The organism is Bradyrhizobium sp. (assembly GCF_049512235.1).
Classification (GTDB): Bacteria; Pseudomonadota; Alphaproteobacteria; order Rhizobiales; family Xanthobacteraceae; genus Bradyrhizobium.
Map to the genome: position 1 here is coordinate 1 of NZ_JBEKXH010000444.1, position 5,382 is coordinate 5,382.

At 62.4% G+C, this 5,382-nt stretch carries 5 protein-coding genes; 2 read left to right on the forward strand and 3 right to left on the reverse strand.

The genetic code is table 11. The annotated features are described in order from the left end of the window. Window positions 1–434: 434 nt before the first annotated feature. The gene (locus ABSG20_RS28905; RefSeq protein WP_423867877.1) at window positions 435–2,351 is read right to left on the reverse strand and encodes a flavin-containing monooxygenase; all 1,917 of its coding nucleotides are present in this window, start codon (window positions 2,349–2,351) and stop codon (window positions 435–437) included. Between the two features lie 105 nt (window positions 2,352–2,456). Between ABSG20_RS28905 and ABSG20_RS28910 the strand changes: the two genes are divergently transcribed. Next, window positions 2,457–3,251 (forward strand): hypothetical protein, encoded by a 795-nt coding sequence (locus ABSG20_RS28910; RefSeq protein ID WP_423867878.1) that lies wholly within the window; start codon window positions 2,457–2,459, stop codon window positions 3,249–3,251. 10 nt (window positions 3,252–3,261) lie between these two features. On the opposite strand, the gene ABSG20_RS28915 is transcribed toward ABSG20_RS28910, so the two are convergent. Together ABSG20_RS28915 and clpS are read right to left on the reverse strand one after the other, a co-directional pair. Further along, window positions 3,262–3,570 (reverse strand): hypothetical protein, encoded by a 309-nt coding sequence (locus ABSG20_RS28915; protein ID WP_423867879.1) that lies wholly within the window; start codon window positions 3,568–3,570, stop codon window positions 3,262–3,264. Between the two features lie 338 nt (window positions 3,571–3,908). Beyond that, window positions 3,909–4,214 (reverse strand): ATP-dependent Clp protease adapter ClpS, encoded by a 306-nt coding sequence (gene clpS / locus ABSG20_RS28920; protein WP_423867880.1) that lies wholly within the window; start codon window positions 4,212–4,214, stop codon window positions 3,909–3,911. A 285-nt stretch (window positions 4,215–4,499) separates the two neighbouring features. On the opposite strand from clpS, the gene ABSG20_RS28925 reads away from it, so the two are divergent. Beyond that, window positions 4,500–5,351 (forward strand): DUF1194 domain-containing protein, encoded by an 852-nt coding sequence (locus ABSG20_RS28925; RefSeq protein WP_423867881.1) that lies wholly within the window; start codon window positions 4,500–4,502, stop codon window positions 5,349–5,351. Window positions 5,352–5,382: the final 31 nt, after the last annotated feature.

The following is a 5,382-nucleotide window of genomic DNA, read 5'->3' on the forward strand; positions in this document are numbered from 1 at the left end:
CATGTGTAGCGAGGCAGGCTCTATTCGCAGACAGGCGTGCTGAGGAGGTTAGGATCATTTGGCCTAGCCGTCCAGTATCCCCGCTGATTGAAGCCCATTTTGTCTGTGGTCGGAGCGCATACGAAACTCGTTTTGCCAACACAAATGGGCGAGCCAACGGAGAAGATAAGGCTTTGATAAATGCAGTAGTTGCCGATCCCGGACGGCAGATCAGTCGACGGTATTGCGCCGCCGCCGAAAAAGGGTGGCGAGACAGCGGAAGGCCGTTGATCTTGCGCCGCGGCCGCGTGCGCGGAAATCAAAAACACCAGACACGTGATGCAGCGGAACATGATCCCTCCGTCGAAGAATTTGCGCGAGTTGGTTACGAGTCAGGGCCCCTACAGGGGGCACGGCTCCTTGGCACGACCAGACGCGGCCGGCGCGGACGCGCCCTACCTCATATCATAATCCCCGGCATGAAACGCCGCCGTCATCTTCCAGTATTCGACCAGCCGCCACGGCGTGATGGCGAAGACGCGGCCTTGCGGGTTGCGGTACCAGTTGGTCATGCCCTTGTGGGTCCACACCATGCGCGCATGCAGGGCGTCGACGTCGCGGTTGTAGCGCTCGTAGACCTCGGGCCGGCATTCGATCGAGCGGTGGCCGCCCTCCAGCATCTCGCGCAAGGCCAGCATCATGTGGCGCACGCCGCATTCGGTCATGAAGATCTGGTTGCCGCCATGCGCAAGGCCGGTGTTCGGGCCGGTCAGGATGAAAAAATTCGGAAAGCCGGGCACGGTGAGACCGAGATAGGCTTTGGCATCATCGGCACCCCAGACCTCATGCAGCTCGCACCCGTCGCGACCGACAATTTTCATCGGATGCAGCATCTTGCTGACCTTGAAGCCGGTGGCGAACACCAGCGCATCGGCCTGCCAGAGGTGACCGTCTTTGGTCCTGACACCCTCGGGCACGATGCTCTCGATCGGGTCGGTGACGAGATCGACGTTTTGACGTTTCAGCATCCGGAACCAATGATTGTCGATCAGGATGCGTTTGCCATAGGCCGGATAGTCCGGAACGACTTTTGCCAGCAGCTCGGGGCGGTCCGAAAGCTCGCCGCGCATGTGCTTTTCCATGAACAGCCGGTGTTTTTCGTTGAGCGCATTGAGCGAGCGCCGCGGATGGGGCCAGTCGGGGTCGACCTGCAATGCGGCGTGCAGGCCATCGGCAAAAGCCCAGAACAATTGGAAGCGATACCAGCGCAGATAAAAGGGAATATTCGCCAGCGCCCATTTTTTGCCTGCGCTGACGCCCTCATGGTAATTCGGATTGGGGACGACCCAGTGCGGCGAACGCTGAAAAATCGTCAGCCTTGCGACATCGGGCGCGATGCTGGGACCGACCTGATGGCCGGAGGCACCGGTGCCGATCATCGCGACGCGCTTGCCGCGCCAGTCGAAGCTGCGGTCCCATTGCGCGGTGTGGAAGGCCGGTCCGGCGAACGAATTCAGCCCGGGTATGTCAGGCAGCTTCGGCCGGTTCAAAACGCCGACGGCGGAGACCAGGACGCGCGCCGTCAGCCGGTGCTGGTTGCCGTCGGCGCTTTGCGCCGTGATGTGCCAGATAGCATTGGCTTCGTCATATCCGGCATCGACCACTTCGGTCGCAAAACGGATGTGTTTTCGCAGATCGTATTTGTCCGCGACCGCTTCAAAATAATTCCACAGCTCGTCGCGCTTGGCAAAGAAGTGCGACCAGTCGTGATTGGGCTCGAAGGCATACGAATAAAAGTGGTTGGGGGTGTCGACGCCGCAGCCGGGATAGATGTTTTCATACCAGGTGCCGCCGACCGCCGCGTTCTTCTCGATCATGACGAAGGGGATGCCGGCCTCGCGCAGCTGGATGCCGGCATAGAGACCGGACATGCCGGCGCCGATGACGACGACCTCGGCGTCCCCCAGCGCGGCCGGCTGCGGCGGCTTCCGCCATTTCAGGCTGCGCGCCTGCAAACTGTCCGCGGCGAGGTCCTCGCGCATCATCGCGATATAGTCGTCGGGCACCGGCTCGCCGGCCGCGACCGCCATCATCTCGCGCAGCAGCGCGTCGTCCGTCCGCCGCTGCGGGTTTTGGCCGCGGCGCGCCCGCTCGGCGAGCACCTGGCAGAGCCGGTCGCGGACCTGGGCCCGGAGTTGCTCCGGCATGAACTCCTGGTAGTTCATCGGCCCGCGGATGAAGGGCTTTGCGGCATCCAGCCAGTGCCGCTCGCCGGTCAACTGCACCAGCGCCAGCAGCAGCGTGGCCGGATCGGCCGCCGCCAGCGCGCCCTGCAACTGGCCGCCTTCGGCCGATGTTTCCGTCTCCGGCATTTTCCTGCGTCCACGCTTTCGAAGGACTCTGCCTTGATCATGCGAAAACGCAAACCATTTGTATGCCTTGACCCTTCAGCCGCGTGCGCGGCAAATGTGCCTGTCATGAACGCGATCGAATTGCGGAAGTTGATCGACTGGCTGATCGATGGCGCGCGATCGGCGGCCGGCCCGGCCCAGATGATGAAGGAATGCTGCGAGCGGATGCTGATCGCCGGCTTGCCGCTCTGGCGCGTCGGCGTTTCCGTCCGCACCCTGCATCCCGATGTGTTCGGCCTGAATTTCATCTGGCGGCCGGGCAGCGAGGTTGTCGTCAGCAGCGTGGACTTCGGCATTGTGGACGCGGCGTCATTCAGAAGCAGTCCGCTGGCGATTGTCTACGAGAAGGAGCAGGAGGTCCGCTATCGCCTCGACGATCCCGAGAGCGCGCGGTTTCCGTTCTTCGACGAGATGCGCGCGGAAGGAGTGACCGACTATATCGCCATGCCGCTCCGCTTTGTCGACGGCTTGATCAATGGCGCGAGCTGGACCACCCAGCAGCCGGGCGGCTTCAGCGACGAGCATTTGCAGGCCTTGCGATCGCTGGTGCCGCCCTTGGCGCGGGTGATCGAAATCATCAGTCTGGGCCGCAAGGCCTCGAACCTGCTGGATACCTGCAAGATTCTGTACGGCAATATCGGCGGCGGCAACCGGCTCGATTTCACCTGCATCGGCCCTGCCGTCAACCTGGCGGCGCGGCTGGAAAAGATCGCCGGCCGCCTCCATCGCACCATCGTTGCGTCGGGGGATTTCAGTGGAAACTGCGCCTGCGAATGGACTGATCTCGGCGAGTTTCCGATCGCAGGCTTTGCCAGGGCCGAACGCGTCTACGGCCTGCCGGACGAGGCGCCGGCGGCGTGAGACCCGCCGCTCACTTCTTGGCACAAGACTCCGAACCGGATTTCTGCGCGCATTTTTTCGGATTTCCGGAGGCGGTATACACCGCAACGGGCAGCACCTTTGGATGCGAATGCGTAACCACCCGGCCGCCGTTCGGTACCGTCTGGACGGAGGCGTGGCCGTTAACGACCGGATTGGCATGCACCACCGGATTGACGTGAACCATGGGGGCGACGTGAATGACGGGCGCGATATGCACCGGGGTGTAGACGAAGGTGCCGGCCATCGCCGACGTCGAGAACAGCAGCAGCGTGGCGGTGGCGGCGATCGCGTTTTTCATGGCCTGGTTTCTCCCAAAGGCTCGGTGGTGAACAGTCGCAGGTGACGTCTGGCGCGGCCGGTTCCGCTCGCGCCCGTCGCCATGGTCTCGAAAAATGTTCCTGGTGAAGACCCGCAACCAACCCCACGCCGCGCCGGCGTGCGTTGATCGTGACCCTGGGGGGCGCATGGTCCTCGGTGAGGTGGAATTTTAGCAACCGGACCGTAACAACGAATTCGCGGGGCGTAAAGTCGTCGTTGACGGGATCAACCCGGTCCGCGCTGAAAGCGGGAAATGCCGGTCATTTCCCGGGACATTTCCGGTAGCCTGATTGGTGATGATGGCATGATATCCATGTCTCATTCCTCCGGCTCGGTGGTGAACAGCAGCGGGTAGCCCTTGGCGCGGCCGGCGTCGGTCGCGCGCGTCGCCTTGGTCTCGGCGACGTCCTTGGTGAAGACCGCGACCACGCAGACGCCAAGTCGGTGCGCCGTGATCATGACCTTGTGGGCATGGTCCTCGCTCATGCGGAATTCCGCTTTCAGGACCGTGACGACAAATTCGCGGGGCGTGAAGTCGTCATTGACGAGGATGACCTTGTGCAGGCGCGGCCGTTCGGTTTTCGGCTTGACCTTGGTTTTCGGCTTGGTGACGGCGTCGATCATTGCGGCGGCACCTCCTGACGTTATCGCAGCCACAACAATACCGTCTCCCGGCCTGCCCTGGAACCGGCTGTTTGGCGATGGCTTCCTTGCGCCGGCGGGCATTGGCGCGGCCGATTTCCCGCGCGTTCCCGAGCAAGCCGGAAAGCCTGCCGGATGGCAGAGCCATGCCCTTGGTAAAATTAAGGCGCTTGGCTAACTTGAATGTGTAGGCCGCGGCCATGTTCCTGCTTTCCGAAGGCCGGCTGGCGTGCCACCATTCCCTGACTGACGACGGGAGCTTGGCTGATGCGCTGGTATATCTCGATCGGGGCGGTGCTTGTCGCTGGTATGCTGGCCGGCGGCGATGTCGCCAGCATCGCTGCGCCGAACTCGACCGGTCAATTGGGCTCGCCGTCGGCGGACAAGCCGGCCGCGGCGGCCGTCGACGTCGAACTCGTCATCGCCGTCGATGTTTCCTATTCGATGGATCTGGACGAACTCGCGATCCAGCGTGAGGGCTATGCGCAGGCGATAGTCTCCAAGGAGTTTCTGCAGGCGCTGCGGAGCCTTCCGAATGGCCGGATATCGGTGACCTATTTTGAATGGGCGGCAAGGAACGACCAGAAGATCATCATTCCCTGGCGGTTGATCGACGGTCCGGAAACCGCCGATGCCGTGGCCAGCGAAATCATGAAGACCCCGATCCGCCGGGCGTCGCGCACCTCGATCTCGGGTGCGATCAATTTCGCGATGCCGCTGTTCGATGAGGACCCCTATCGGGGCTCGCGGCGGGTCATCGATATTTCCGGCGACGGCCCCAACAATGATGGCGGCCCCGTCCTCATCGCGCGCGGCGCGGCGCTGGAAAAGGGCATCGTCATCAACGGCCTGCCGATCATGGTCAAAGAACCGTCCTATTCGACCATGGATATCGACAATCTCGATTTCTATTACGAGGACTGCGTCATCGGAGGTCCCGGTTCCTTTGTGTTATCGATCAAGGATCGCGAAAAGTTCAAGGAGGCGATCAGGAGCAAGCTATTGCTCGAAGTTGCCGGCCGGACACCCGATCGCCGACTGGTCCCGGTGGCCGAGAAGGAGCCGCGCGTCTCCTGCATGATCGGCGAGAAAATCTGGCAGGACAGGTGGGGGCGATAAATCCTGCCGCGGAGCTTGGCGGCGAGCCTAT

What these genes read in the sequence shown, in the direction of transcription:
- ABSG20_RS28905 (WP_423867877.1), bottom strand. Translation starts at nt 2,351, where the DNA reads ATGCCGGAGACGGAAACATCGGCCGAAGGCGGCCAGTTGCAGGGCGCG.
- ABSG20_RS28910 (WP_423867878.1), top strand. Translation starts at nt 2,457, where the DNA reads ATGAACGCGATCGAATTGCGGAAGTTGATCGACTGGCTGATCGATGGC.
- ABSG20_RS28915 (WP_423867879.1), bottom strand. Translation starts at nt 3,570, where the DNA reads ATGAAAAACGCGATCGCCGCCACCGCCACGCTGCTGCTGTTCTCGACG.
- clpS (WP_423867880.1), bottom strand. Translation starts at nt 4,214, where the DNA reads ATGATCGACGCCGTCACCAAGCCGAAAACCAAGGTCAAGCCGAAAACC.
- ABSG20_RS28925 (WP_423867881.1), top strand. Translation starts at nt 4,500, where the DNA reads ATGCGCTGGTATATCTCGATCGGGGCGGTGCTTGTCGCTGGTATGCTG.